Origin of the sequence: Pseudomonas sp. PS02302 (assembly GCF_029959585.1) — a bacterium.
Taxonomy (GTDB): Bacteria; Pseudomonadota; Gammaproteobacteria; order Pseudomonadales; family Pseudomonadaceae; genus Chryseomonas; species Chryseomonas aestiva.
Genome location: NZ_JASCON010000029.1, coordinates 1 through 24,161 on the forward strand (window position 1 = coordinate 1; position 24,161 = coordinate 24,161).

Sequence of the window (24,161 nt, forward strand, 5' to 3'; positions counted from 1 at the left end):
GGTCCAGGCCCTGCCGGGCCTGGCCGACGGCAGTCTGCCGGGCGAGGTGCAGGACGACAGCCTGGCCACCTACGCCCACAAGCTCAACAAGGACGAGGCCCGCCTGGACTGGGGTCGTCCGGCGGTGGAACTGGAGCGCCGTATCCGCGCCTTCGATCCCTGGCCGCTGTGCCACACCGCCCTGGCCGGCGAGCCACTCAAGGTCTGGGCCGCGGAACTCGCCGAAGGGCAGGGCGTGGCGGGCATGGTGCTGGATGCCGATCGCGCAGGCCTGCTGGTCGCCTGTGGCGAGGGTGCCCTGCGCCTGACCCGACTGCAGTTGCCCGGTGGCAAGCCACTGGGCTTCGCCGATCTCTACAATGCCCGTCGCGAGCGCTTCGCCCCCGGTCAGGTGCTGGGTCTATGAATCCGCGGCTGGCGGCCACCCGCGCCCTGGCGGCGGTCCTTGCCGGACGTGCCTCCCTGGGCAGCAGCCTGCCCGAGCAACTGGCCAAGGTCGATCCGCGTGACCGCGCCCTGGCCCAGGATCTGGCCTTCGGCACCGCCCGCTGGCAGCCGCGCCTGTCGCTGCTGGCGGAAAAGCTCATGGAAAAACCCTTCAAGGCCGGCGACCGCGATCTCGAAGCCCTGCTGCTGATCGGGCTCTACCAGTTGTTCCATACCCGCATCCCGGCCCATGCCGCCATCGGCGAGACGGTGGGCTGCGTCGACAAGCTGAAGAAATCCTCGGCCAAGGGCCTGCTCAACGCCGTGCTGCGCCGCGCCCAGCGCGAATACGACAGCCTGTTGCCGGTCCTGGAGCATGATCCCGCCGCGCGCCTGGCCCATCCGCGCTGGCTGCAGAAGACGCTCAAGGCACGTTGGCCGGAGCAGTGGGAAGCCATCGCCACCGCCAACAACCTGCATCCGCCGCTGATTCTCAGGGTCAATCGCCGTCAGGGCGATCGCGACAGCTATCTGGCCGAGCTGGCCGCCGCCGGCATCGAGGCCGTGCCCTGCGCCTTCAGCGCCGACGGCATCCGCCTGCTGCAGCCCCAGGACGTCACCGTCCTGCCGGGCTTTGCCACGGGGCGTCTCAGCGTGCAGGACGAAGCCGCGCAGCTGGCCGCCGAACTCCTGGAGCTGGCACCCGGCCAGCGGGTGCTGGACGCCTGTGCCGCGCCCGGTGGCAAGACCTGCCACCTGCTGGAACGCGAACCGGGGCTGGCCGAGGTGGTGGCGCTGGACGCCGATGCCGGCCGTCTGCAGCGGGTCGAGCAGAATCTGGCCCGCCTGGGCCTTACCGCCCGCACCCTGGCCGCCGACGGCCGCGCCGTGGCCGACTGGTGGGACGGCACGCCCTTCCAGCGTATCCTGCTGGATGCCCCCTGCAGCGCCACCGGGGTGATCCGCCGCCATCCGGACATCAAGCTGACCCGCCAGGCCAGCGACATCGCACCCCTGGTGCAACTGCAGGGCGAATTGCTGGACGCCCTCTGGCCGACGCTGGAGGTGGGCGGCATCCTGGTCTATGCCACCTGTTCGGTGCTACCGGAAGAAAACAGCGACAATCTCGCCGCCTTTCTCGCCCGCACCCCGGGCGCCCGCGAACTGGACATTCCCGCCCCCTGGGGCCTTGCCCAACCCCATGGCCGCCAACTCCTGCCGCAACCCGAAGGCCACGACGGCTTCTATTACTGCAAGCTGATCAAGATCGCCAAGTAGGAATCCCGCCATGCTCGAATCCCTGGAGAAGATGCTCGCCCGCGGCCAGGACAACGCCCTGCTCAGGTTCGGTCTGGGCAAGGGCTATCTGGATGCCGGGGAGCCCGCGCGGGCGATCGAGCACCTGGCGTGCTGCGTCGAATTCGATCCGGCCTATTCGGCGGCCTGGAAGCTGCTGGGCAAGGCCCATGAGGGGAGCGGCGACCTGGCCAGCGCCGAGGCGGCCTGGACCCAGGGTCTGCAGGCGGCGCAGGCCAAGGGCGACAAGCAGGCGGAAAAGGAGATGACGGTGTTTCTCAAGCGTCTGGCACGCCGTCCTCAGTCCTGATCGCGCAGGAACCTGAGGCCCGCGCCGTCGGCGTCGGTGCGCATGACTTCCATGGTCACCTTGGGCGCCTCGATCGGCAGGTCGAGTACCTGGCCGACCACGCGGGTGCCCTGCGGTAGCCGGGTCAGCTCGGGATGCACCACATAGACGCCACCATCGGACAGGTCGCGGGTCTCACCGACGATCTCGCCATCCGGATAGGCGATCCACAGCCGGCACTTGAGTGGGGTACGGGTATGTTGGCGCTGATCGCGCGAATTCATCGCCTGACTCCCTGGCTTGGGCGTTCCCTAGAGGTCCGGGCAGCTTCCGGCAAAGCCCAGCGGCTGTCAGCCGCGCGCCGACCGAACGGTCCTGGCGAAGCGCCGAGCGATAGGTCGTAGGACCACCGCCGGCCCCTCAGCGCCCGGGCAGGACCCGGGCGAAAGACCTCAGTACCATTTCTCCTCGCCATCCGGGCGATTCTTGAACCTCTTCATGCTCCACATGTACTGGGTCGGATAGCGGCGTACGTAGCCGGCCAGCACCTCGCTCATGGCGGCTACCGAGACTTCCGGATCCGGGTCGTACATGGCCGGCGGCGCGGCCTCCAGGATCACCTTGTAGCCGCTGCCGTCTGCCAGGCGCACGGCATGGAAGAACACCCCCCGGGCCTTGCCGCGCGCCAGCAGCGAGGGGACGAACTTGCTGGTCAGGGCGGTGGTGCCGAGGAAGGGCACGAAGAGGCCGGCGCTGCGACTCGGCTCGGGATCGGCCGGGATACCCACGGCGCCGCCGCGCCGGACTTCCTTGATCACGCTGATGATGCCTTCCGGCGTGGAGGGCGCCACGCGATTGCCCAGCTGCACCCGCTGGCGCTTGAGCAGGTCGTCCACCGCCTTCAGCTTGGGCGGCCGGTAGAAGATGATCGGCTTGGCGTGGGAGCAGTAGAAGTGGTTGAGCAACTCCCAGTTGCCCAGGTGGCTGGTGATGCCCACCACGCCATCGCCGGAGGCCAGGGCTTCCTGCAGGACGTCCATGCCCTCCACCTCGCGCACCAGGCGCAGCGAACGCTGGGGCGACCAGATCCAGGCGCAGGCGCTTTCGGTCAGGGTCTTGCCGATGCCGCGCAGGCACTCGCGCGACAGGCGCTCCAGACCGGCGGCATCGAGTTCGGGAAAACAGTGGGCGAGGTTGATGCGGGTAACCTTGCTGGCGCGGGTCGGCAGCTTCCACATGCACCAGCCGATGAATCCACCCAGGCGCTGGACCAACGGCCAGGGCAGCAGGGCGAAAAGGCGCAGGAAGGCGATCATCAGCGCGCCTTTGAATCTTTCCAAAAGAGGGACTCCTGTCTGAATGCCCAGACAGTTTAGCGTCTACCCGTCCCGGAAACGTTAAGAAAGCATAAGGTTCGCGCCAACTGGCGCCTATACATTCGACTTTTCCTGCAGTTCTGCAGACGAAGGCACCAATTCGGCATGGCGGTCGCAATCGAGGGTATGGTCCATCACCAGACCCATGGCCTGCATGAAGGCGTAGCAGATGGTCGGACCGACAAAGGTGAAACCGGCCCGCTTGAGCGCCTTGCTCATGGCCTCGGCTTTCGGGGTGATCGCCGGCACCTCCTGGCGATCGCGGAAGTGATTGATCCTGGGGGCGCCGCCGACAAAGGACCACAGCCAGCCGGAAGGGTCTTCGAGTCTCAGCCAGGCCTGGGCATTCTGACGAGCGGCGCGCAGCTTGGCGCCGTTGCGGATGATGCCCGGGTCCTGCATCAGCGCCTCGATCTCGGCATCGCTCAGCTGCGCCAGGCGCTGGGGATCGAAGCCGTGCAGCACCTGACGATAGCGCTCGCGCTTCTTCAGCACGGTGATCCACGACAGCCCCGCCTGGAAGCCTTCCAGCAAGAGGAACTCGAAGAGCACCGCCGGATCGCGCTGGGGCACGCCCCATTCATGGTCGTGGTACTCGATGTACAGCGGATCGGCGGTGCACCAGAAACAACGCGGCATGGCAAAGGCTCGGTAGCGGCGGGAGGACCCCACCTTAGCGCAATTGCCCGCCAGCGGAGACAGCCCGGCCGCGACACGCGCCCCATGCGGTCACCCCCGGCTTTCAGCTATACTCCCCGGCTTTTCGTCGCAGCCGAACGGGTATTTTTCGTGAGCCAGTCCAAGCCCACCGTGCGCACCTTCCAAGACTTGATCCTGGCCTTGCAGCAATACTGGGCCGAGCAGGGCTGCGTGGTACTCCAGCCCTATGACATGGAAGTCGGCGCCGGTACCTTCCACACCGCCACCTTCCTGCGCGCCATCGGTCCCGAGACCTGGAACGCCGCCTATGTGCAGCCCAGCCGCCGTCCCACCGATGGCCGCTATGGCGAGAACCCCAACCGCCTGCAGCACTACTACCAGTTCCAGGTGGTCCTCAAGCCCAACCCGGACAACTTCCAGGAGCTCTACCTCGGTTCCCTGGCCGCCATCGGCCTGGATCCGCTGGTGCACGACGTGCGCTTCGTCGAGGACAACTGGGAATCGCCCACCCTGGGCGCCTGGGGTCTGGGCTGGGAAGTCTGGCTCAATGGCATGGAAGTCACCCAGTTCACCTACTTCCAGCAGGCGGGCGGTATCGAGTGCTATCCGGTGACCGGCGAGATCACCTATGGCCTGGAGCGCCTGGCCATGTACCTGCAGGGCGTGGATTCGGTCTATGACCTGATCTGGGCCGACGGCCCCTTCGGCACCGTGACCTACGGCGACGTCTTCCACCAGAACGAAGTGGAGCAGAGCACCTACAACTTCGAGCACGCCAATGTGCCCAAGCTGTTCGAACTGTTCGACTTCTACGAGTCCGAGGCCAATCGCCTGATCGCCCTGGACCTGCCGCTGCCCACCTACGAGATGGTGCTCAAGGCCTCCCACACCTTCAACCTGCTGGACGCCCGCCGCGCCATCTCGGTGACCGAGCGCCAGCGTTACATCCTGCGCGTGCGCACCCTGGCGCGCAGCGTCGCCCAGGGCTACTTCAAGGCCCGTGCCCGGCTGGGCTTCCCGCTGGCCAGCCCCGCGCTGCGTGACGAGATCCTGGGTCGCGACGATGTCCAGGCGCTGCTCAAGGAGGGCGAATGATGAGCACCACTCTGGATTTCCTGGTCGAACTGGGTACCGAAGAACTGCCACCCAAGGCGCTCAAGACCCTGGGCGACAGCTTTCTCGCCGGTATCGAGAAGGGCCTCAAGCAGGCCGGTCTCGGCTATGCCAGCGCCCGCGCCTATGCCGCGCCGCGCCGCCTGGCCGTGCTGGTCGAAGCCCTGCAGACCCAGCAGCCCGAGCGTAGCGTCAATCTGGACGGCCCGCCGCTCCAGGCCGCCTTTGGCGCCGATGGCCAGCCGACCCAGGCCGCCCTGGGCTTCGCCCGCAAGTGTGGCGTCGACATCAGTGCCATCGATCGCAGCGGCCCCAAGCTGAGATTCTCCCAGAGCATTCCTGGGCAGCCGGCGGCCAGCCTGCTGCCCGGCATCGTCGAAGCCTCCCTGGCCGAGCTGCCGATTCCCAAGCGCATGCGCTGGGCCGCCCGCCGCGAGGAATTCGTCCGTCCCACCCAGTGGCTGGTGATGCTGCTGGGTGATGAGGTCATCGACTGCGAGATCCTCACCCGCCGTGCCGGTCGTGAGTCCCGCGGCCATCGCTTCCACCATCCCGATGCCGTGCGCATCAGCGCCCCGGCCCACTACGCCGCCGACCTGCGCGCCGCCCATGTGCTGGCCGACTTCGCCGAGCGCCGCCAGCTCATCGAATCCCGCGTAGCCGAGCTGGCTGCGGCGGAGCAGGGCAGCGCCGTGGTACCGCCCGCGCTGCTGGACGAGGTGACCGCCCTGGTGGAATGGCCGGTGCCGCTGGTCTGCGCCTTCGAGGAACGCTTCCTCGAGGTGCCCCAGGAAGCCCTGATCACCACCATGCAGGACAACCAGAAGTACTTCTGCCTGCTGGACGCCCAGGGCAAGCTGCTGCCGCGCTTCATCACCGTGGCCAACCTGGAAAGCAAGGATCCCGCGCAGATCGTCAGCGGCAACGAGAAGGTGGTGCGCCCCCGTCTCACCGACGCCGAGTTCTTCTTCAAGCAGGACCAGAAGCAGCCGCTGGAAAGCTTCAACGAACGCCTCAAGAACGTGGTCTTCCAGGCCCAGCTCGGCAGCGTCTACGACAAGGCCCAGCGCGTCGCGGCCCTGGCCGCCTTTATCGCCGAACGCATCGGCGGTGATGCCGAGCGCGCCCACCGTGCCGGTGTCCTCGCCAAGTGCGACCTGGCCACCGAGATGGTCGGCGAATTCCCCGAGATGCAGGGCATCGCCGGCTACTACTACGCCAAAAAAGGCGGCGAGGCCGAAGACGTGGCCCTGGCGCTCAACGAGCAGTACATGCCGCGCGGTGCTGGCGCCGAGCTGCCGCAGACCCTGACCGGCGCGGCCGTGGCCCTGGCCGACAAGCTCGACACCCTGGTCGGCATCTTCGGCATCGGCATGCTGCCCACCGGCAGCAAGGACCCCTTCGCCCTGCGCCGTCAGGCCCTGGGCGTGCTGCGCATCCTCATCGAGAAGGGCCTGGAGCTGGATCTGCCAGCCGCCGTCGCCTTCGCCATCGCCGGTTACGGCGAGCGGGTCAAGGCTGCGGGTCTGCAGGAGCAGGTGCTGGACTTCGTCTTCGACCGCCTGCGTGCCCGCTACGAGGATGAAGGCGTCGATACCGCGGCCTATCTGGCGGTACGTGCCCTGCGTCCGGCCTCGGCGCTGGACTTCGACCAGCGCGTCCAGGCCGTGCAGGCCTTCCGTCGCCTGCCCGAAGCCGAGGCTCTGGCGGCCGCCAACAAGCGCGTCTCCAACCTGCTCGGTAAATTCGAAGGTCAGGTCGCCGCCAAGGCCGATGCCGCCCTGTTCGAAACCGAGGCCGAACGCACCCTGGCCGCCGCCATCGCCGAGGCCGAGCGGGATGCCGCGCCCCTGGCCGAAGCCCGTCGCTATGGCGCAGCGCTGGAGCGCCTGGCCAGTCTGCGTGCGCCGGTGGATGCCTTCTTCGACGAGGTGCTGGTCAACGCCGAGGACGAGCGCGTCCGTGCCAACCGCTATGCGCTGCTCGCCCACCTGCGCGGCCTGTTCCTCGGCATCGCCGACATTTCGGTACTGGGTTAGGCCATGAAGTTGATCGTGCTGGACCGCGATGGCGTCATCAATGTCGACTCCGATGACTACGTGCGCAGCGCCGCGCAGTGGCAACCGCTGCCCGGCAGCCTGGCGGCCATCGCCCGGTTGAACCGGGCCGGTTGGCAGGTGGCCGTGGCCACCAACCAGTCCGGTCTGGCGCGCGGTTACTTCAGCGAAGACGACCTGGCGGCAATGCACGAGAAACTGCAGCGGCTGCTGGCGGAGGAGGGCGGTCGGGTCGACCTGATCCTGCACTGCCCCCATGGCCCGGAAGCCGGCTGCGACTGCCGCAAGCCACTGCCCGGCCTGTTTCGCGCCATCGCCCACCACTATGGGCGTGTCGATCTGCGCGGTGTCCCGGTGGTGGGCGACAGCCTGCGCGATCTGGAAGCCGGCGTGGCCCTTGGCTGCACCCCCTTTCTGGTGCGTACCGGCAAGGGCGAGCGCACCCTGGCCAAGCCCTTACCACCCGGCACCGGGGTCTTCGCCGACCTGGCCGCGGTGGCTGATCATCTGCTTGAGGAAGCGCCCTGATGCGGCTCTTGCGTACCCTGTTGTTCTATGTGCTGCTGGGGACCAGTGGCATCCTCTGGTCCTGCGTCAGCCTGCTGATCGCGCCCTTCCTGGCCTATCGCGCCCGCTATCGGCTGGTGGTCAAGGCCTGGACCGGTTTCGCCGTCTGGCTGGCCAAGGTCATCTGCGGCATCCGCTACGAGATCGACGGCCTGGAAAACGTCCCGGCGCAGCCCTGCGTGATCGTGGCCAACCACCAGAGCACCTGGGAAACCTTCTTCCTGTCCGCCCAGTTCGAGCCCACGTCCCAGGTGATCAAGCGCGAACTGCTCAGGATTCCCTTCTTTGGCTGGGCCTTCTCGCTGCTCAAGCCCATCGCCATCGACCGCGACAACGGCAAGCTGGCCCTGCAGCAGCTGACCGAGCAGGGCGGCCGCTATCTGGCCCAGGGCTGCTGGGTGCTGATCTTTCCCCAGGGCACCCGCATCGATTACGGCCAGATGGGCAAGTTCTCCCGCGGTGGCGCCGCCCTGGCCTGCAGCCTGAACGTGCCCATTCTGCCCATCGCCCACGATGCCGGCGCCTACTGGCCCAATCGCTCCTGGATCAAGTCGCCGGGAACCATCAAGGTCAGCATCGGCCCCTTGCTCTATCCCCAGGGCCAGGATCCCCGCGCCATCGTCGATCTCAACAATCGCTGCTTCGCCTTCATCGAGCAGGCACTGACATCCAAGCCCGACGCCAGCCCGGCCGAGCGCTGCGTCGCCTGATCGCCTGATCGCCAGGCCGCGAGGCCTGGCTGTTTGCACCTCTTTTCCTCCCTTTTCCCACAGACTTATCCACAGGCTGTGCTGAGCGTTTCGGGCTTCCGAATTTTGACCCGCTAGCGCGGATCGACCTTCATCCACAAGTACCGACAAGCTTATTCCCAGGCTTATCCACAGGAACATCCTTTATAGCCTGTGTCTCTATGCCGCATGGCACGGCCCCTTTACGCCCATTTTTGGCGTTGATCAAAAGCGGCTGAAGAAAACTATCCACAAAACCCCTGGCTATAAGATGAGTGGCATTCGCCCCCAGGGAACGAAACGGCGCTCCTCTCTAGCCAGAATGTTTTCCACAAAAAAAGCCCCGCATGGCGGGGCTTGTGCATAACCGCAGTCGATCAGACGTCGAGGTTCGACACCGCCAGGGCGTTGCTCTCGATGAAGTCGCGACGCGGCTCCACGTGATCGCCCATCAGGGTATTGAAGATCTGATCGGCCGCCACGGCATCCTCGATGGTCACCTGCAGCATGCGGCGCACGTTCGGGTCCATGGTGGTTTCCCACAGCTGATCCGGATTCATCTCACCCAGGCCCTTGTAGCGCTGGATGTTGAATCTCTTGCTGGTCTCGTTCATCAGCCACTCCCAGGCTTCCTTGAAGGTGCTGACCGGGCGACGGCGTTCACCGCGCTTGGCATAGGCACCTTCTTCCAGCAGGTTATCCAGCTGGGCGGCCAGTTCGGTCACCAGGCGGTAATCGTTGCTGCCGAAGAAATCCCGGTTGAAGGTGACGTAGCTGGACAGGCCATGGGCGCGGGTCTCGACTTCCGGTAGCCACAGGCCGCGCTCGCGGTCCTCGCGCAAACTGACGCGGTAGGTAGTGCCGGAGCGTTCGGAGGTCTGCAGGCGTGCGCTGAGGCCTTGCAGCCACTGACGCATCGCCGCTTCATCAGCCAGCTGATCGACACCGACCCGCGGCAGATACAGCAGGTGTTCGCTGACGGCGGCCGGATACAGCCGCGACAGGCGCTTGAAGGTCTTCATCACCTGGCGATAGCTGTTCACCAGCTTCTCGAGTTCCACACCGGACAGGCCCGGGGCATTCTCGTTGACGTGCAGGCTGGCCTCTTCCAGGGCGGTCTGGGTCAGGTATTCCTCCATCGCCTCGTCGTCCTTGATGTACTGCTCCTGCTTGCCACGCTTCACCTTGTACAGCGGCGGCTGGGCGATGTAGATGTAGCCCCGCTCGATCAGCAGTGGCATCTGGCGGAAGAAGAAGGTCAGCAGCAGGGTACGGATGTGCGAACCGTCCACATCGGCATCGGTCATGATGATGATGTTGTGGTAGCGCAGCTTGTCGATGTTGAATTCTTCGCGGCCGATGCCGCAGCCCAGCGCGGTGATCAGGGTACCCACCTCCTGGGAGGAGAGCATCTTGTCGAAGCGCGCCTTCTCCACGTTGAGGATCTTGCCCTTGAGCGGCAGGATCGCCTGGGTGCGCCGGTTGCGGCCCTGCTTGGCCGAACCACCGGCGGAGTCACCCTCCACGATGTAGAGTTCGGACAGCGCCGGATCCTTCTCCTGGCAGTCCGCCAGCTTGCCCGGCAGGCCGGCGATGTCCAGCGCGCCCTTGCGGCGGGTCATCTCGCGCGCCTTGCGCGCCGCTTCCCGGGCCCGGGCCGCGTCGATCATCTTGCCGACCACCGCCTTGGCTTCGTTGGGGTTCTCCAGCAGGAAGTCGGAGAAGTGCTTGCCCATCTCCTGTTCCACCGCGGTCTTCACCTCGGAGGAGACCAGCTTGTCCTTGGTCTGGGAGGAGAACTTGGGATCCGGCACCTTGACCGAGATGATGGCGGTCAGGCCTTCACGGGCGTCGTCACCGGTGGTGGCCACCTTGAACTTCTTGGCCAGACCCTCGGCCTCGATGTAGCTGTTCAGGTTGCGCGTCAGTGCCGAGCGAAAGCCCGCCAGGTGGGTGCCGCCATCGCGCTGGGGAATGTTGTTGGTGAAGCAGAGGATGTTCTCGTTGAAGCTGTCGTTCCACTGCAGCGCCACTTCCACGCCGACGCCATCGTCTTCGCGCTGCACCTGGAAGTGGAACACCTCGTTCACAGGGGTCTTGTTGGTGTTCAGGTAGTCGACGAAGGCGCGCAGGCCGCCCTCGTACTTGAACAGCTCTTCCTTGCCACTGCGCTCGTCGCGCAGGACGATGCCGACGCCGGAGTTGAGGAAGGACAGTTCGCGAATCCGCTTGGCCAGGATGTCCCAGCTGAACTGGATGTTGTTGAAGGTCAGGGCGGACGGCTTGAAGTGCACCTGGGTACCGGTGGTGTCGGTCTCGCCGATCACCGCCAGCGGCGCCTGGGGTACGCCGTGCACATAGACCTGCTCCCACAGCTGACCGGCGCGGCGGATGGTCAGGCGCAGCTCCTCGGAGAGGGCGTTCACCACCGAGACGCCCACGCCGTGCAGGCCGCCGGACACCTTGTAGGTGTTGTCGTCGAACTTACCGCCGGCGTGCAGCACGGTCATGATGACCTCGGCCGCCGAGACGCCTTCTTCCTTGTGGATGTCCACCGGGATGCCGCGGCCGTTGTCGCGCACGGTGATGGATTCATCCATGTGGATGGTGATGCTGATCTCGCTGCAGAAGCCAGCCAGGGCCTCGTCGATGGAGTTGTCCACCACCTCGAAGACCATGTGGTGCAGGCCGGTGCCGTCATCGGTGTCGCCGATGTACATGCCGGGGCGCTTGCGCACGGCATCCAGTCCCTTCAGCACCTTGATGCTGGAAGAGTCGTAGGTATTGGTCTCGCTCATGCTTGGCTCCCGCTAGTGTGGGTCTGCTTGATATGGCCGTGTTCCACGTGAAACACGCTGACCTCTGTCTCCGGCCGCCAGGCGGCCTGTAGCGTCTCGCGCTCGACACAGGTGATGAAGACTTGGCACTCCAGTGCCTCCAGTAGCCGGCACAAGGCCAGCCGGTGTCCCTCGTCCAGTTCCGAGGGCAGGTCGTCGATGAGGTAGACGCACTGGCCCCGCTTGACCTGGTTGACCAGCCGCCCCTGGGCGATGCGCAGTGCGCACACCACCAGCTTCTGCTGACCGCGCGACAGGATGTCCGCCGCGTTGTGATTGCCGATACGGATGCGCAGATCGGCGCGCTGGGGACCGGCCTGGGTATGTCCCAGCTGCAGATCCCGCGGCAGACTGTCCGCCAGCACCTCGCGCAGATCGCGCTCGCGGTCCCAGCCGCGGTAGTAGCTCAGGGTCAGGCCATCGAGCTGAATCAGCTCGGCCAGCACCGCGGTGAATTCCGGCTTCAGTCGCTGGATATAGGCTTGGCGAAAGCCATCGATCTCGGTGCTGGCCAGGGCCAGTTCCTGATCCCAGGCGGCCTGCGCCGCAGGGTCGATTTTACCACGTCTGAGCCAGTGATTTCGCTGCCTGAGCGCCTTTTGCAGGCGTTGCCATAGCGGCAGAAATCGCTGTTCCTCGTGGAACACACCCCAGTCGAGAAACTGCCGTCTGATCTTGGGACTGCCTTCGAGCAACCGGAAGCCGTCGGGGTTGATCAACTGCAGCGGCAGCATCTCGGCCAGCTGCGCCGCGCTGCGGGCATTCTCGCCGTTGATGCGGATCTGATAGTCGCCGCCGCGCTCGCGCTGGATACCCAGGTTGCAGTCCTGGCCACCGGGTAGCCGCACCTGGCCGAACACCGTGCAACTGGCCTGCTCGTGCTGGATGACCGGCGCCAGCTTGGTGCTGCGAAAGGAGCGGGCCAGGCCCAGCAGGTGAATGGCTTCCAGCAGGCTGGTCTTGCCGCTGCCGTTGGCGCCGTGCAGGAGATTGACCCGTGGCGAGGGCTGAAGCGCGACCGCCTGCAGATTGCGCAGGCGGTCGGCGTTGAAGCGGATCAGCGTCATCGAATGGCGATCAGAGGCGCATCGGCATCACGACATAGGAGGAATCGTCATTGCCCGCCTCCTGCAACAGCGCACTGCTGCTGGAATCGGACAGGGTGATGCGCACCTGATCGGTGGTCATCACGCCCAGCACGTCGAGCAGATAGCTGACGTTGAAGCCGATCTCCAGGCTGCCGCCATCGTAGTCGACCTGCAGCTCTTCCTCGGCCTCTTCCTGCTCCGGGTTGTTGGCCTGGATCTTCATGAAGCCGTTTTCCAGCTGCAGGCGGATGCCGCGGTACTTCTCGTTGGAGAGAATGGCAGTGCGGCTGAAGGCCTCGCGCAGATGCTGGCGCTCGCCCAGTACCAGCTTGTCGCCATGCCGCGGCAGCACGCGCTCGTAGTCGGGGAACTTGCCGTCCACCAGCTTGGAGGTAAAGGTGAAGTCACCCGTGGTGGCGCGGATATGGTGCTGGCCCAGGACCACGTTGACCGGCTCTTCCGGCTCCGTGAGCAGGCGCGACAATTCCAGGATGCCCTTGCGCGGCACGATGACCTGGTGCTTCTCGGCCTGGTCGACGTCGGCTTCCAGCATGCACATGGCCAGGCGGTGACCATCGGTAGCCACGGCGCGCAGCCGGCCGGTGCTGGCTTCCAGCAGCATGCCGTTGAGGTAGTAGCGCACGTCCTGCTGGGCCATGGCGAAGCCGGTGCGCTCGATCAGGCGGCGCAGGCGACCCTGGGGAATGCTGAAGTTCAGCGAACCCGGACCTTCCTCCACGGTGGGGAAGTCATTGGCCGGCAGGGTGGACAGGGTGAAACGGCTGCGTCCGGCGCGGATCAGCAGCTTCTGCTCCTCGGTGCGGATGTCGATCAGCGCATCGGGCTGCAGGCTCTTGCAGATGTCCATCAGCTTGCGCGCCGGCACGGTGATTTCGCCGGCTTCGGCGGCTTCTTCCAGCTCGACCCGGCCAACCAGCTCGACTTCCAGGTCGGTACCGGTCAGCGAGAGGCGCTGGCCTTCCACGACCAGGAGTACGTTGGACAGCACCGGCAGCGTTTGCCGACGTTCCACGACACCGGCCACCAGCTGCAGCGGTTTCAACAGGGCTTCGCGTTGAATGGTGAAATGCATGGTCAGGTCCTTGCCAGGGCCGCGTCCGTCAGGTGGTCAGGGTACGCAGCAGGTTCTTGTAATCCTCGCGGATATCCGCGTCGGATTCCCGAAGTTCGGCGATCTTGCGACAGGCGTGCAGCACCGTCGTGTGATCGCGTCCGCCAAAGGCGTCGCCGATTTCCGGCAGGCTGTGGTTGGTCAGTTCCTTGGACAGCGCCATGGCGACCTGCCGCGGCCGGGCGACCGAACGCGAGCGGCGTTTGGACAGCAGATCGGCGATCTTGATCTTGTAGTACTCGGCCGCGGTGCGCTGGATGTTGTCGATGCTGACCAGCTTGTCCTGCAACGCCAGCAGATCCTTCAGCGACTCGCGGATCAGCTCGATGGTGATGTCCCGGCCCATGAAGTGGGCATGGGCGATCACCCGCTTGAGCGCGCCTTCCAGTTCCCGCACGTTGGAACGGATGCGCTGGGCGATGAAGAAGGCGGCGTCGTGGGGCAGGTCGACCTTGGCCTGGTCGGCCTTCTTCATCAGGATCGCGACCCGCGTCTCCAGCTCCGGCGGCTCCACGGCCACGGTGAGCCCCCAGCCGAAGCGCGACTTGAGTCGCTCTTCCAGGCCATCGATCTCCTTGGGATAGCGATCGCTGGTGAGGATCACCTGTTGTCCACCTTCGAGCAGGGCGTTGAAGGTGTGGAAAAACTCTTCCTGCGAACGCTCCTTGCGGGCGAAGAACTGGATGTCGTCGATCAGCAGCGCATCCACCGAGCGATAGAAGCGCTTGAATTCGTTGATGGCATTGAGCTGCAGCGCCTTGACCATGTCGGCGACGAAACGCTCCGAATGCAGATAGACGATCTTGGCGTTCGGATTGCGCTTGAGCAGATGATTGCCCACCGCGTGCATCAGGTGGGTCTTGCCCAGACCCACGCCGCCATAGAGGAAGAGCGGGTTGTAACCGTGCTTGGGATTGTCCGCCACCTGCCAAGCCGCCGCGCGGGCCAGCTGGTTGGACTTGCCCTCGACGAAGTTCTCGAAGGTGAAGGTGCGGTTCAGATAGCTGGTGTGCTTGAGCGCACCCTCCACCTGCACGGTACGTTCGGTCTTGACGGCCGGCTCGTCGGCCAATTCCGCCGTCACGTCTTCCAGGGCGACGCCCGCGGTGACGATGTCCGATTGGATCGGTTGCGGCGCCTGCACCGGTGGTGGCAGCGGAGCGCTCTGGCTGTTCGGCGTCTGGACCGCGCGCGGCTTGTTGCTGCGCTTGCTGCCGATCAGCAGGGACAGCACCGGGGCGATACCGTCGTCGGCATGCTCTTCGAGCAATTCGAGCAGGCGGCCCAGGTATTTTTCGTTGACCCAGTCGAGCACGAAGCGGTTGGGCGCGAACACCCGCAGCTCATCCCCTTCCGCTTCCACCTGCAGTGGCCGGATCCAGGTATTGAATTGTTGCGAAGGCAACTCGTCGCGCAGCACATCCACGCAACGTTGCCAAAGTTCGACCGACACAGCGTCTCCCAAGAACTGGAGCGGCCCGGACGGGCCATGAGCAAACGCCCATTGTATCCCTCCCCACCCGGGTTATCCACATGACCGCGCAGTTTCCCGGTGAATAGCCACCATGACCGCCGAGGACGGAAGCATGACCGTCAGCTCTGTGGATAAGGCCGTCTGACCTCTCTGGACATCCCGGGGGTTTTCTCTGTGGATAATCCGGCTGTGCGTAACAGCCTGGCTTATCCACAGTCTCTGGACAGCCTGAGCACCTGCGGCCCACCTGTTGAAAACAACCTTTCTGCTGCCGCTGCGACCAGGCTGGATCCGGGCTGCCAGGATCTATCCACAGAAAACCGCTGCACCATACATAATCACTTCAACAGTCCTTTAAAACCTTTTGACCTGTTAATTTTATTTACGCGCCCGTCTGCCAGCCGGTGCTGGTTGGAAATTGACCTGTACCGAGGCTTTCTCTAGAATCGCCGGTCTCTTTGCGCGGGGCACTCATGCCTTGCCGCTTTCACCTAGGTAAAAGTCCATGAAACGCACCTTCCAACCCAGCACCCTGAAGCGCGCCCGTGTCCACGGTTTCCGTGCTCGTATGGCAACCAAGAACGGCCGTCAGGTTCTCGCCCGTCGCCGTGCCAAAGGCCGCAAGCGTCTGGCGATCTGATTGCCCGGTCAGGTGGTGAGTCAGGGTTTCGGTCGGGACAGGCGCTTACTGAGCTCCCAACAGTTCCAGGCGGTCTTTGACTCTCCCACCCACAAGGCATCCGGCAAGCACCTGCTGCTGCTCGCCCATGCCAATGGGCTCGACCATTCCCGTCTGGGGCTGGTCATCGGCAAGAAAAGCGTCAAGCTTTCTGTCGAGCGCAATCGCATCAAGCGGGTCATCCGGGATTCCTTCCGGCTGAATCAGGACCGCCTGGGCAGCTTCGATCTGGTCTTCGTCGCCCGCAAGGGACTCGGCGAGGTCGACAATCCCGAATTGCACGATCAGCTGCTGCAACTGTGGAAACGTCTCAATCGCCAGGCGAGCAAGACGATTGCCCACCCCATTGACAGTCCCGACGGTGCTCATGCGTAAACCGGCCCTGCTGCTGATTCGCTTCTACCGTTATGCCATCAGCCCCTTGATGGCCAGTCACTGTCGTTTCTATCCGACCTGTTCCGGTTACGCCCTCGAAGCCATCGAGTGCCACGGGCTGCTGCGTGGTGGCTGGCTGACCACACGGCGACTGTGCCGGTGCCATCCCTGGCACTCAGGCGGATACGATCCCGTTCCTCCCGCAAAGAACCCAGCCCCGACCTCTTCGATGGCCGAGTAAACATGGATATCAAGCGCCCGCTACTCATTGCCGCCTTGGCGATCGTGTCCTACACCCTGGTTTTCCAGTGGAACAAGGATTACGGCCAAGGTGATCTGCCCACGGCCAAGACGCAGACCAGCGTCCTGCCGGGCGATACCCCCAACGTGCCCACCGACGTCCCGGCCGATGCCAAGGCAGCTGCTCCGGTGGACAACGCGGCTGCCCAACCGAGCACCGCGCTCATCAAGGTGCGTACCGACGTCCTGGATCTGGCCATCGACCCCCGCGGCGGCGACATCGTCCAGCTCGGCCTGGTGCAGTACCCGAGCCGCCAGGATCATCCCAACGATCCCTTCATGCTGTTCGACAACGGCGCCCAGCGTCTCTACCTGGCGCAGAGCGGCCTGACCGGTGCCAACGGTCCCGATGCCAACAGCGCCGGTCGACCGCTGTACACCTCGGCTCAGTCCAGCTACGTGCTCGCCGATGGCCAGCAGCAGCTGGTGGTGGATCTCAAGTACCAGGCCAATGGCGTCGACTACATCAAGAGATTCACCTTCCACCGGGGCCTGAAGGTCGACTGCTCGGACGCCGAGAAGGCGCAGAAGAAGATCGCCTGCATCAACCCGGACGCCTACCAGATCCAGGTCAGCTACCTGATCGACAACCAGAGCGCCAGCGCCTGGAACGGCGTGCTCTATGCCCAGCTCAAGCGTGACAAGAGCGGCGATCCCTCGGCCACCACCGCCACCGGCGTGTCCACCTACCTGGGCGCCGCGGTCGGTACCCCGGCCGAGCCCTACCGCAAGGTGTCCATGAGCGACATGGACAAGAACCGCCTGCAGGAAGCCGTGCAAGGTGGCTGGGTCGGTTGGCTGCAACACTACTTCGTCACCGCCTGGGTGCCGAACAAGGACGAGCAGCACCAGATCACCACCCGCAAGGACGCCCAGGGCAACTACATCGTCGGCTTCACCGGTCCGCAGTTCAGCGTGCCGGCGGGAGGCAAGGGCGAGACCTCGCTGACCCTCTATGCCGGTCCGAAGATCCAGGAGCACCTCAAGACCCTGTCCCACGGTCTGGAACTGACCGTCGACTACGGCTTCCTGTGGTTCATCGCCCAGCCGATCTTCTGGCTGCTGCAGCATATCCACAGCATCCTGGGTAACTGGGGCTGGTCGATCATCGTCCTGACAATCATCATCAAGATGCTGTTCTTCCCGCTGTCCGCCGCCAGCTACCGCTCCATGGCCCGCATGCGTGCCGTCGGCCCGCGACTGCAGGCGCTGAAGGAGCAGCATGGCGACGATCGCCAGAAGATGTCCCAGGCCATGATGGAGCTGTACCGCAAGGAGAAGATCAATCCCCTGGGTGGCTGCCTGCCCATCGTGGTGCAGATGCCGGTGTTCCTGGCGCTGTACTGGGTGCTGCTGGAAAGCGTCGAGATGCGCCAGTCGCCCTGGATGTTCTGGATCACCGACCTGTCGGCCAAGGATCCCTTCTTCATCCTGCCGATCATCATGGGCGGCACCATGCTGGTGCAGCAGATGCTCAACCCGGCACCGCCGGATCCCATGCAGGCCAAGGTCATGAAGATGATGCCGATCATCTTCACCTTCTTCTTCCTGTGGTTCCCGGCCGGTCTGGTGCTGTACTGGATCGTCAACAACTGCCTGTCGATCCTGCAGCAGTGGTACATTACCCGGAAGATCGAGGCGGCCAGCAAACAGGCCTGACCCCGCTCACCCTGTCCACACGACGCCCCTTGATTGGGGCGTCGTGCTTTCTGGAGGATCGTCATGTCCCTGCCTTCCGACAGCATCGCCGCCATCGCCACCGCCACCGGGCGCGGCGGGGTCGGCATCGTCCGCGTCTCCGGGCCCCTCGCCGCCCCCCTGGCGCGGGCGATCTGCGGCCGTGAGCTGCCCCCGCGACATGCCCACTACGGCAACTTCCTCGCCGCCGACGGCAGCGTGCTGGACGCCGGCATCGCGCTGTTCTTTCCTGGCCCCAACTCCTTCACCGGCGAAGACGTGCTGGAACTCCAGGGCCATGGCGGCCCGGTGATCCTCGACCTGCTCCTGCGCCGTACCCTGGAAGAGGGCGCGCGCCTGGCCCGCCCAGGTGAATTCAGCGAACGCGCCTTTCTCAACGACAAGCTCGACCTGGCCCAGGCCGAGGCCATCGCCGACCTCATCGAGGCCAGCACCGAACAGGCGGCGCGCAATGCCCTGCGCTCGCTGCAGGGCGAATTCTCCCGTCGCGTGGCAAGCCTGGTGGAGCAACTCATCCAGCTGCGTATCTACGTCGAGGCCGCCATCGACTTTCCCGAGGAGGAAATCGACTTCCTCGCCGACGGCCGGGTCCAGGGCCTGCTGGAGGGCGTCCAGGCCGAATTGCAGGAGGTCCGTCGCGAAGCCAATCGCGGTGCCCTGCTGCGTGACGGCATGACGGTGGTGATCGCCGGCCGCCCCAACGCCGGCAAGTCCAGCCTGCTCAATGCCCTGGCCGGCCGCGAAGCCGCCATCGTCACCGACATCGCCGGCACCACCCGCGATGTCCTGCGTGAACATATCCACCTCGATGGCATGCCGCTGCACGTGGTCGATACGGCCGGTCTGCGCGACACCGATGACCGCGTGGAACAGATCGGCGTCCAGCGGGCCCTGGACGCCATCGCCGGAGCCGATCGAGTGCTGCTGGTGGTGGACGCCAGCGCACCGGAAGCCCGCGATCCCCAGTCACTCTGGCCGGAACTGCTGAGCGCCAGGCCGCCGCTGGACAAGCTGACGGTGATCCGCAACAAGGCCGACCTCACCGGTGAGCCCACCGGGTTGCTGGCGTCGACCACGCCGGTGGAGATCGCCCTCAGCGCCACCGATGGCGGGGGGGTCGAAGCCTTGCGCGCGCATCTCAAGGCCTGCATGGGCTTCGAGCAGACCACCGAGGGTGGCTTCAGCGCCCGCCGCCGCCATCTGGATGCCCTGCAGCGGGCGGCCAGCGCCCTGGACCACGGCTATCGCCAGCTCACCCTGGCCGGTTCCGGCGAGCTCTTGGCCGAGGATCTGCGCCAGGCCCAGCAGGTGCTCGGCGAGATCACCGGCGCCTTCAGCTCCGACGATCTGCTCGGCCGCATCTTCTCCAGCTTCTGCATCGGCAAGTAACCCCCGCGCCGCGGTAGCAGGCCTGTGCAACGCAGGCCTTGGTCGTCCTCATTTCCCCTTTGCAGAGCCCTGTTGATAACCCTGCCTGAGGTCTGCCCATAAATCGGTGCACGACCTGTCCATGATTGGCATTGTGGATAAGCGGGCAAAGGGTCCACAGGATGCTGATAGCTTGTGTTCATCCACAGCACAAGACGTACACCGGGTTCAGGTTTTCCCCAGTCCAGAGCTGGTATGGCCTGCGAAAGGTTATCCACAGAAGATGGCCTGCATATACATAAGCTCTATATCAATCCTTTTAAAACTTTCTTCTCTATTGTTTATATTGAGCGTCTACCACGGAGCCTGGTCATTTTTTGGCCAGGGCCCCTTCTGCAAGACTGGCCTAGGCCTTATACTTGCCGGCTTTCCTTCGAATTCCTGCCAACAGGCACGAGGTGCGTGGTGGACTTTCCTTCCCGTTTCGACGTCATCGTGATCGGTGGCGGCCATGCCGGTACCGAAGCGGCCCTGGCGGCCGCTCGCATGGGTGTGCCCACCCTGCTGCTCACGCATAATGTGGAAACTCTCGGCCAGATGAGCTGCAATCCCGCCATTGGCGGCATCGGCAAGAGCCATCTGGTCAAGGAGATCGATGCCCTGGGCGGCGCCATGGCCGCGGCGACGGATCTCGCCGGCATCCAGTTCCGCATTCTCAACAGCCGCAAGGGACCTGCCGTCCGCGCCACTCGCGCCCAGGCCGATCGCGTGCTGTACAAGGCGGCTATCCGCTACACCCTGGAAAACCAGCCCAACCTGTGGATATTCCAGCAGGCCTGTGACGACCTCATCGTCGAAGGCGATCGGGTCGCCGGCGTGATCACCCAGATGGGTCTGAAATTCCATGCCGACAACGTGGTGCTGACTGCCGGGACCTTCCTTGGGGGTCTTATCCACATCGGCATGCAGAATCACAGCGGTGGACGAGCGGGAGATCCGCCCGCCATCGCCCTGGCCCAGCGTCTGCGGGAACTGCCGCTGCGGGTCTCCCGCCTGAAGACCGGCACGCCGCCACGTATCGACGGCCGCTCGGTGGACTTCTCGGTGATGACCGAACAGCCCGGAGATACCCCGCTGCCGGTAATGTCCTTTCTCGGCAATCGCGAGCAGCATCCGGCGCAGGTCAGCTGCTGGATCACCCACACCAACGCCCGCACCCACGACATCATCCGCGCCAACCTGGATCGTTCGCCCATGTACTCGGGCGTGATCGAAGGGGTAGGGCCGCGCTACTGTCCGTCCATCGAAGACAAGATCCACCGCTTCGCCGACAAGGACAGCCATCAGGTCTTTCTCGAACCCGAGGGCCTGACCACCCACGAGCTCTATCCCAACGGCATCTCCACCTCGCTGCCCTTCGATGTGCAGCTCGAGGTGGTGCGCTCCATGCGCGGCCTGGAGAACGCCCACATCCTGCGACCCGGCTACGCCATCGAATACGATTTCTTCGATCCGCGGGATCTCAAGTACAGCCTGGAAACCAAGGTCATCGCCGGCCTGTTCTTCGCCGGCCAGATCAACGGCACCACCGGTTACGAAGAAGCCGGCGCCCAGGGTCTGCTCGCCGGTGCCAACGCCGCCCTGCGTGCCCAGGGCCGTGAAGCCTGGTGTCCGCGTCGCGACGAGGCCTACCTCGGCGTGCTGGTCGACGATCTCATCACCCTGGGCACCCAGGAGCCCTATCGGATGTTCACCTCCCGCGCCGAATACCGGCTGATCCTGCGCGAGGACAACGCCGACCTGCGCCTGACCGAAAAGGGCCGCGAGCTGGGCCTGGTGGATGACCAACGCTGGGCGCTGTTCGAGGCCAAGCGCGAAGGCATCGCCCTGGAAGAGCAGCGCCTCAAGGCGATCTGGATCCGTCCGGGCACGCCCGAGGGCACCGCGGTGGCCGAGCGCTTCGGCACGCCGCTCAATCACGAATACAACCTGCAGAATCTGCTGGCCCGCCCGGAGATCGACTATGCCGGTCTGCTGGCCGCGGTAGGCCAGACACCGGCCGAGCCCCAGGTCGCCGAACAGATCGAGATCAAGACCAAGTACGCCGGCTACATCGATCGCCAGCAGGACGAGATCCAGCGCCTGCGCGCCAGCGATGCCGTGGCCCTGCCGATGGAGCTCGACTACGCCAGCATTTCCGGACTGTCCAAGGAGATCCAGCACAAGCTGGCCCAGGCCCGTCCCGAAACCCTGGGCCAGGCCTCGCGCATTCCGGGCGTCACCCCGGCGGCGGTCTCGCTGCTGCTGATCCACCTCAAGAAGCGCAGCGCCGGTCGCAGCCTGGAGCACAGCGCCTGATGGCTAGCGCGATCCAAGCCAACGAACTGCGCCAGGGCGCCGAGACCCTCGGCGTGCCCCTGACCGCCGCCGTGGAAGAGCGGTTGCTGGGCTACCTGGACCTGCTGGTCAAGTGGAACAAGGCCTACAACCTCACCGCGGTGCGCGATCCCAACGAGATGGTCTCGCGGCACCTGCTGGACAGCCTCAGCATCGTCCCCCACGTGGACGCCGGGCACTGGCTGGACGTGGGCAGTGGCGGCGGCATGCCGGGCATTCCCCTGGCGATCCTCTTTCCCGAGTCGCGCTTCACCCTGCTCGACAGCAACGGCAAGAAGACCCGCTTCCTGACCCAGGCCAAGATCGAACTGGGCCTGGCCAATCTCGAGGTGGTCCACGCCCGCGTCGAGGCCTATGAGCCTGCCGCGCCCTTCACCGGCATCGTCTCGCGGGCGTTCAGCGCCATCGACGACTTCGCCACCTGGACGCGCCACCTGGGCGACAACCAAACACAGTGGCTGGCGATGAAGGGGCTGCACCCCGACGACGAGCTGGCCAAGCTACCAGCGGATTTCCGGGTTGCGGCGGCGCACGTCCTCGCGGTTCCCGGTTGCCAAGGCCAGCGGCACTTGCTGATACTGCGCCGCACGAACGGAGAGGGGTAAGGCGGTACATGGCCAAGGTTTACGCGATAGCCAACCAGAAGGGCGGGGTGGGCAAGACCACGACGTGCATCAATCTCGCCGCTTCTCTGGCCGCCACCAACCGGCGCAAGGTGCTGCTGATCGATCTCGATCCCCAGGGTAACGCCACCATGGGCAGCGGGGTGGACAAGCACGCCCTCGAGCATTCGGTGCTGGACGTCCTCACCGGGGCCTGCGGCCTGCTCGACGCCATGCACTTCTCCGAGCACGGCGGCTACCAGCTGCTGCCCTCGAATCGCGACGTCACCGCCGCGGAAGTCGAGCTGCTGGAACTGCCCGGTCGCGAGAGTCGCCTGCGCGATGCCCTGGCGCCGGTGCGGGACAACTACGACTACGTGCTCATCGACTGTCCGCCGTCGCTGTCCATGCTGACCATCAACGGCCTGGTGGCCGCCGATGGCGTGATCATTCCCATGCAGTGCGAGTACTTCGCCCTGGAAGGCCTGACCGATCTGGTCGGCAGCATCCAGCACATCGCCCAGCGGCTGAATCCGCAGCTGAAGATCGAAGGCCTGCTGCGCACCATGTTCGATCCGCGCATCGGCCTGGCCAACGACGTCGCCGCCCAGCTCAAGCAGCACTTCGGCGACGAGCTCTACGAAACCATCATTCCGCGCAACGTCCGCCTGGCCGAAGCGCCCAGCTACGGCATGCCCGCCCTGGTCTACGACAAGAGTTCCAAGGGGGCCGCGGCCTACCTGGAACTGGCCAGCGAGCTGGTCAAACGTCAGCGCAAGGCGGCTCGCGTCGCCAAGACTGCCTAAGGAATCCCCATGGCTGTGAAGAAACGAGGTCTGGGCCGCGGTCTCGACGCCCTGCTCGGCGGTGCCAGCGTCAAGGTCCTGCAGGAGCAGGCTGCCGCCACCCCGGTCAGCGAACTGCAATCGCTGCCGCTGGACATCATCCAGCGCGGCAAGTACCAGCCGCGCCGGCACATGGATCCAACCGCTCTGGAAGAGCTGGCCAACTCCATCCGCGTCCAGGGGCTGATGCAGCCCATCGTGGTGCGTGCCATCGGTGAAGGCCGTTACGAGATCATCGCCGGCGAACGCCGCTGGCGGGCCAGCCAGCAGGCCGGTCTGGAGCGGATCCCGGCGCTGGTGCGCGACGTGCCCGATCAGGTGGCCATCGCCCTGGCGCTGATCGAGAACATCCAGCGGCAGAATCTCAATCCGCTGGAAGAGGCCATGGCGCTGCAGCGGCTGCAGGACGAATTCGAGCTGACCCAGGCCCAGGTGGCCGAAGCCGTCGGCAAGTCGCGCTCGGGCGTGACCAACCTGCTGCGCCTGCTGGCGCTGGCCGAAGACGCCAAGGAAATGCTGGCCAGGGGCGAGCTGGAGATGGGCCATGCCCGGGCGCTGCTCGGTCTGCCCAAGGCGCGCCAGGCCGAAGGGGCGCGGCACGTTGTCGCACGGGGTCTGACCGTGCGCCAGACCGAAGCCCTGGTGCGCCAGTGGCTCAGCGGGGCGGAGCCGGAGGAGAAGGCGGCGGTGGTCGATCCCGACATCAGCCGGCTGGAGCAGCGTCTGGCCGAACGTTTGGGCGCCAACGTGCAGATCCGCCACGGCGAGAAAGGCAAGGGTCAGTTGGTGATCCGTTACACCTCTTTGGACGAACTTCAAGGCGTACTGGCGCACATTCGCTGACACAAATGCCT

The 24,161-nt window shown here is 65.2% G+C and carries 23 protein-coding genes; 16 read left to right on the forward strand and 7 right to left on the reverse strand.

Annotated features, from left to right (window positions below; genetic code table 11):
* From QMX82_RS11830 to QMX82_RS11840, 3 genes are all read left to right on the forward strand, one after another.
* Window positions 1–406 (forward strand): methionyl-tRNA formyltransferase (locus QMX82_RS11830; RefSeq protein ID WP_442969385.1); only part of this gene is annotated, 406 nt, incomplete at its 5' end.
* On the forward strand, window positions 403–1,704 hold the full coding sequence (gene rsmB, locus QMX82_RS11835; protein ID WP_282283663.1) for a 16S rRNA (cytosine(967)-C(5))-methyltransferase RsmB: 1,302 nt from the start codon (window positions 403–405) through the stop codon (window positions 1,702–1,704). The genes QMX82_RS11830 and rsmB, both read left to right, overlap by 4 nt.
* A gap of 10 nt (window positions 1,705–1,714) precedes the next feature.
* A complete protein-coding gene (locus QMX82_RS11840) occupies window positions 1,715–2,032 on the forward strand; it encodes a hypothetical protein (protein ID WP_208693319.1) in 318 nt (105 codons plus the stop codon).
* Here QMX82_RS11840 and QMX82_RS11845 read toward each other — a convergent pair.
* The 3 genes from QMX82_RS11845 to QMX82_RS11855 all read right to left on the reverse strand — a co-directional run bounded on the left by QMX82_RS11845 (window position 2,023) and on the right by QMX82_RS11855 (window position 4,026).
* Window positions 2,023–2,295 carry a PilZ domain-containing protein gene (locus QMX82_RS11845; RefSeq protein ID WP_017641486.1) on the reverse strand — a complete coding sequence of 91 codons (273 nt, stop codon included), beginning with the start codon at window positions 2,293–2,295 and terminating at the stop codon, window positions 2,023–2,025. The two genes, QMX82_RS11840 and QMX82_RS11845, sit on opposite strands and share 10 nt — an antisense overlap.
* A 168-nt stretch (window positions 2,296–2,463) precedes the next feature.
* On the reverse strand, window positions 2,464–3,351 hold the full coding sequence (locus tag QMX82_RS11850; protein WP_187980760.1) for a lysophospholipid acyltransferase: 888 nt from the start codon (window positions 3,349–3,351) through the stop codon (window positions 2,464–2,466).
* A 90-nt stretch (window positions 3,352–3,441) separates the two neighbouring features.
* Complete coding sequence (locus tag QMX82_RS11855) at window positions 3,442–4,026, reverse strand: DNA-3-methyladenine glycosylase I (protein WP_282283671.1); 585 nt, start codon at window positions 4,024–4,026, stop codon at window positions 3,442–3,444.
* Window positions 4,027–4,176: 150 nt separating this feature from the next.
* On the opposite strand from QMX82_RS11855, the gene glyQ reads away from it, so the two are divergent.
* The 4 genes from glyQ to QMX82_RS11875 are packed head-to-tail and all read left to right on the forward strand — an operon-like array spanning window position 4,177 to window position 8,494.
* On the forward strand, window positions 4,177–5,142 hold the full coding sequence (gene glyQ, locus QMX82_RS11860) for a glycine--tRNA ligase subunit alpha (protein ID WP_158891431.1): 966 nt from the start codon (window positions 4,177–4,179) through the stop codon (window positions 5,140–5,142).
* Window positions 5,142–7,199 (forward strand): glycine--tRNA ligase subunit beta, encoded by a 2,058-nt coding sequence (gene glyS, locus QMX82_RS11865; protein WP_282283676.1) that lies wholly within the window; start codon window positions 5,142–5,144, stop codon window positions 7,197–7,199. The genes glyQ and glyS overlap by 1 nt, the downstream gene beginning before the upstream one ends.
* Window positions 7,200–7,202: 3 nt before the next feature.
* Entirely contained in the window at window positions 7,203–7,745 is a 543-nt protein-coding gene (gmhB, locus tag QMX82_RS11870) for a D-glycero-beta-D-manno-heptose 1,7-bisphosphate 7-phosphatase (protein WP_208693322.1), read from the forward strand.
* The gene (locus tag QMX82_RS11875; RefSeq protein ID WP_208693323.1) at window positions 7,745–8,494 is read left to right on the forward strand and encodes a lysophospholipid acyltransferase family protein; all 750 of its coding nucleotides are present in this window, start codon (window positions 7,745–7,747) and stop codon (window positions 8,492–8,494) included. Before gmhB ends, QMX82_RS11875 begins: the two co-directional genes overlap by 1 nt.
* 395 nt (window positions 8,495–8,889) lie before the next feature.
* Here QMX82_RS11875 and gyrB read toward each other — a convergent pair whose 3' ends face one another.
* The 4 genes from gyrB to dnaA are packed head-to-tail and all read right to left on the reverse strand — an operon-like array spanning window position 8,890 to window position 15,022.
* The gene (gyrB, locus tag QMX82_RS11880) at window positions 8,890–11,310 is read right to left on the reverse strand and encodes a DNA topoisomerase (ATP-hydrolyzing) subunit B (protein ID WP_282283682.1); all 2,421 of its coding nucleotides are present in this window, start codon (window positions 11,308–11,310) and stop codon (window positions 8,890–8,892) included.
* Entirely contained in the window at window positions 11,307–12,416 is a 1,110-nt protein-coding gene (gene recF / locus QMX82_RS11885; protein WP_282283685.1) for a DNA replication/repair protein RecF, read from the reverse strand. The genes gyrB and recF overlap by 4 nt, the downstream gene beginning before the upstream one ends.
* 10 nt (window positions 12,417–12,426) lie before the next feature.
* Window positions 12,427–13,530 carry a DNA polymerase III subunit beta gene (dnaN, locus tag QMX82_RS11890; RefSeq protein ID WP_208693326.1) on the reverse strand — a complete coding sequence of 368 codons (1,104 nt, stop codon included), beginning with the start codon at window positions 13,528–13,530 and terminating at the stop codon, window positions 12,427–12,429.
* 28 nt (window positions 13,531–13,558) lie between these two features.
* Window positions 13,559–15,022 (reverse strand): chromosomal replication initiator protein DnaA, encoded by a 1,464-nt coding sequence (gene dnaA, locus QMX82_RS11895; RefSeq protein WP_187980755.1) that lies wholly within the window; start codon window positions 15,020–15,022, stop codon window positions 13,559–13,561.
* Window positions 15,023–15,548: 526 nt separating this feature from the next.
* Here dnaA and rpmH point away from each other — a divergent pair.
* From rpmH to QMX82_RS11940, 9 genes are all read left to right on the forward strand, one after another.
* A complete protein-coding gene (gene rpmH / locus QMX82_RS11900; protein WP_017641476.1) occupies window positions 15,549–15,683 on the forward strand; it encodes a 50S ribosomal protein L34 in 135 nt (44 codons plus the stop codon).
* Window positions 15,684–15,695: 12 nt separating this feature from the next.
* Window positions 15,696–16,097: a ribonuclease P protein component gene (rnpA, locus tag QMX82_RS11905; RefSeq protein ID WP_133860591.1), complete on the forward strand. Its 402-nt coding sequence runs from the start codon at window positions 15,696–15,698 to the stop codon at window positions 16,095–16,097.
* Window positions 16,090–16,338, forward strand: coding sequence for a membrane protein insertion efficiency factor YidD (gene yidD, locus QMX82_RS11910; protein WP_133860224.1), 249 nt, complete (start codon window positions 16,090–16,092; stop codon window positions 16,336–16,338). Before rnpA ends, yidD begins: the two co-directional genes overlap by 8 nt.
* Window positions 16,339–16,340: 2 nt before the next feature.
* Complete coding sequence (gene yidC, locus QMX82_RS11915) at window positions 16,341–18,056, forward strand: membrane protein insertase YidC (RefSeq protein ID WP_208693327.1); 1,716 nt, start codon at window positions 16,341–16,343, stop codon at window positions 18,054–18,056.
* A gap of 63 nt (window positions 18,057–18,119) precedes the next feature.
* A complete protein-coding gene (gene mnmE / locus QMX82_RS11920) occupies window positions 18,120–19,484 on the forward strand; it encodes a tRNA uridine-5-carboxymethylaminomethyl(34) synthesis GTPase MnmE (RefSeq protein ID WP_208693328.1) in 1,365 nt (454 codons plus the stop codon).
* A 444-nt stretch (window positions 19,485–19,928) separates the two neighbouring features.
* Window positions 19,929–21,821, forward strand: a complete 1,893-nt coding sequence (mnmG, locus tag QMX82_RS11925) for a tRNA uridine-5-carboxymethylaminomethyl(34) synthesis enzyme MnmG (protein ID WP_282283696.1) — start codon at window positions 19,929–19,931, stop codon at window positions 21,819–21,821.
* A complete protein-coding gene (rsmG, locus tag QMX82_RS11930; protein WP_208693330.1) occupies window positions 21,821–22,465 on the forward strand; it encodes a 16S rRNA (guanine(527)-N(7))-methyltransferase RsmG in 645 nt (214 codons plus the stop codon). Before mnmG ends, rsmG begins: the two co-directional genes overlap by 1 nt.
* Window positions 22,466–22,473: 8 nt before the next feature.
* A complete protein-coding gene (locus QMX82_RS11935) occupies window positions 22,474–23,268 on the forward strand; it encodes a ParA family protein (protein ID WP_183632188.1) in 795 nt (264 codons plus the stop codon).
* Between the two features lie 9 nt (window positions 23,269–23,277).
* Window positions 23,278–24,150: a ParB/RepB/Spo0J family partition protein gene (locus QMX82_RS11940; protein WP_158891415.1), complete on the forward strand. Its 873-nt coding sequence runs from the start codon at window positions 23,278–23,280 to the stop codon at window positions 24,148–24,150.
* Window positions 24,151–24,161 lie beyond the last annotated feature (11 nt).

Coding starts and splice junctions, on each gene's coding strand:
- rsmB (WP_282283663.1), top strand. CDS start 403: ATGAATCCGCGGCTGGCGGCCACCCGCGCCCTGGCGGCGGTCCTTGCC.
- QMX82_RS11840 (WP_208693319.1), top strand. CDS start 1,715: ATGCTCGAATCCCTGGAGAAGATGCTCGCCCGCGGCCAGGACAACGCC.
- QMX82_RS11845 (WP_017641486.1), bottom strand. CDS start 2,295: ATGAATTCGCGCGATCAGCGCCAACATACCCGTACCCCACTCAAGTGC.
- QMX82_RS11855 (WP_282283671.1), bottom strand. CDS start 4,026: ATGCCGCGTTGTTTCTGGTGCACCGCCGATCCGCTGTACATCGAGTAC.
- glyS (WP_282283676.1), top strand. CDS start 5,142: ATGAGCACCACTCTGGATTTCCTGGTCGAACTGGGTACCGAAGAACTG.
- gmhB (WP_208693322.1), top strand. CDS start 7,203: ATGAAGTTGATCGTGCTGGACCGCGATGGCGTCATCAATGTCGACTCC.
- QMX82_RS11875 (WP_208693323.1), top strand. CDS start 7,745: ATGCGGCTCTTGCGTACCCTGTTGTTCTATGTGCTGCTGGGGACCAGT.
- gyrB (WP_282283682.1), bottom strand. CDS start 11,310: ATGAGCGAGACCAATACCTACGACTCTTCCAGCATCAAGGTGCTGAAG.
- recF (WP_282283685.1), bottom strand. CDS start 12,416: ATGACGCTGATCCGCTTCAACGCCGACCGCCTGCGCAATCTGCAGGCG.
- dnaN (WP_208693326.1), bottom strand. CDS start 13,530: ATGCATTTCACCATTCAACGCGAAGCCCTGTTGAAACCGCTGCAGCTG.
- rpmH (WP_017641476.1), top strand. CDS start 15,549: ATGAAACGCACCTTCCAACCCAGCACCCTGAAGCGCGCCCGTGTCCAC.
- yidD (WP_133860224.1), top strand. CDS start 16,090: ATGCGTAAACCGGCCCTGCTGCTGATTCGCTTCTACCGTTATGCCATC.
- yidC (WP_208693327.1), top strand. CDS start 16,341: ATGGATATCAAGCGCCCGCTACTCATTGCCGCCTTGGCGATCGTGTCC.
- mnmE (WP_208693328.1), top strand. CDS start 18,120: ATGTCCCTGCCTTCCGACAGCATCGCCGCCATCGCCACCGCCACCGGG.
- rsmG (WP_208693330.1), top strand. CDS start 21,821: ATGGCTAGCGCGATCCAAGCCAACGAACTGCGCCAGGGCGCCGAGACC.
- QMX82_RS11935 (WP_183632188.1), top strand. CDS start 22,474: ATGGCCAAGGTTTACGCGATAGCCAACCAGAAGGGCGGGGTGGGCAAG.
- QMX82_RS11940 (WP_158891415.1), top strand. CDS start 23,278: ATGGCTGTGAAGAAACGAGGTCTGGGCCGCGGTCTCGACGCCCTGCTC.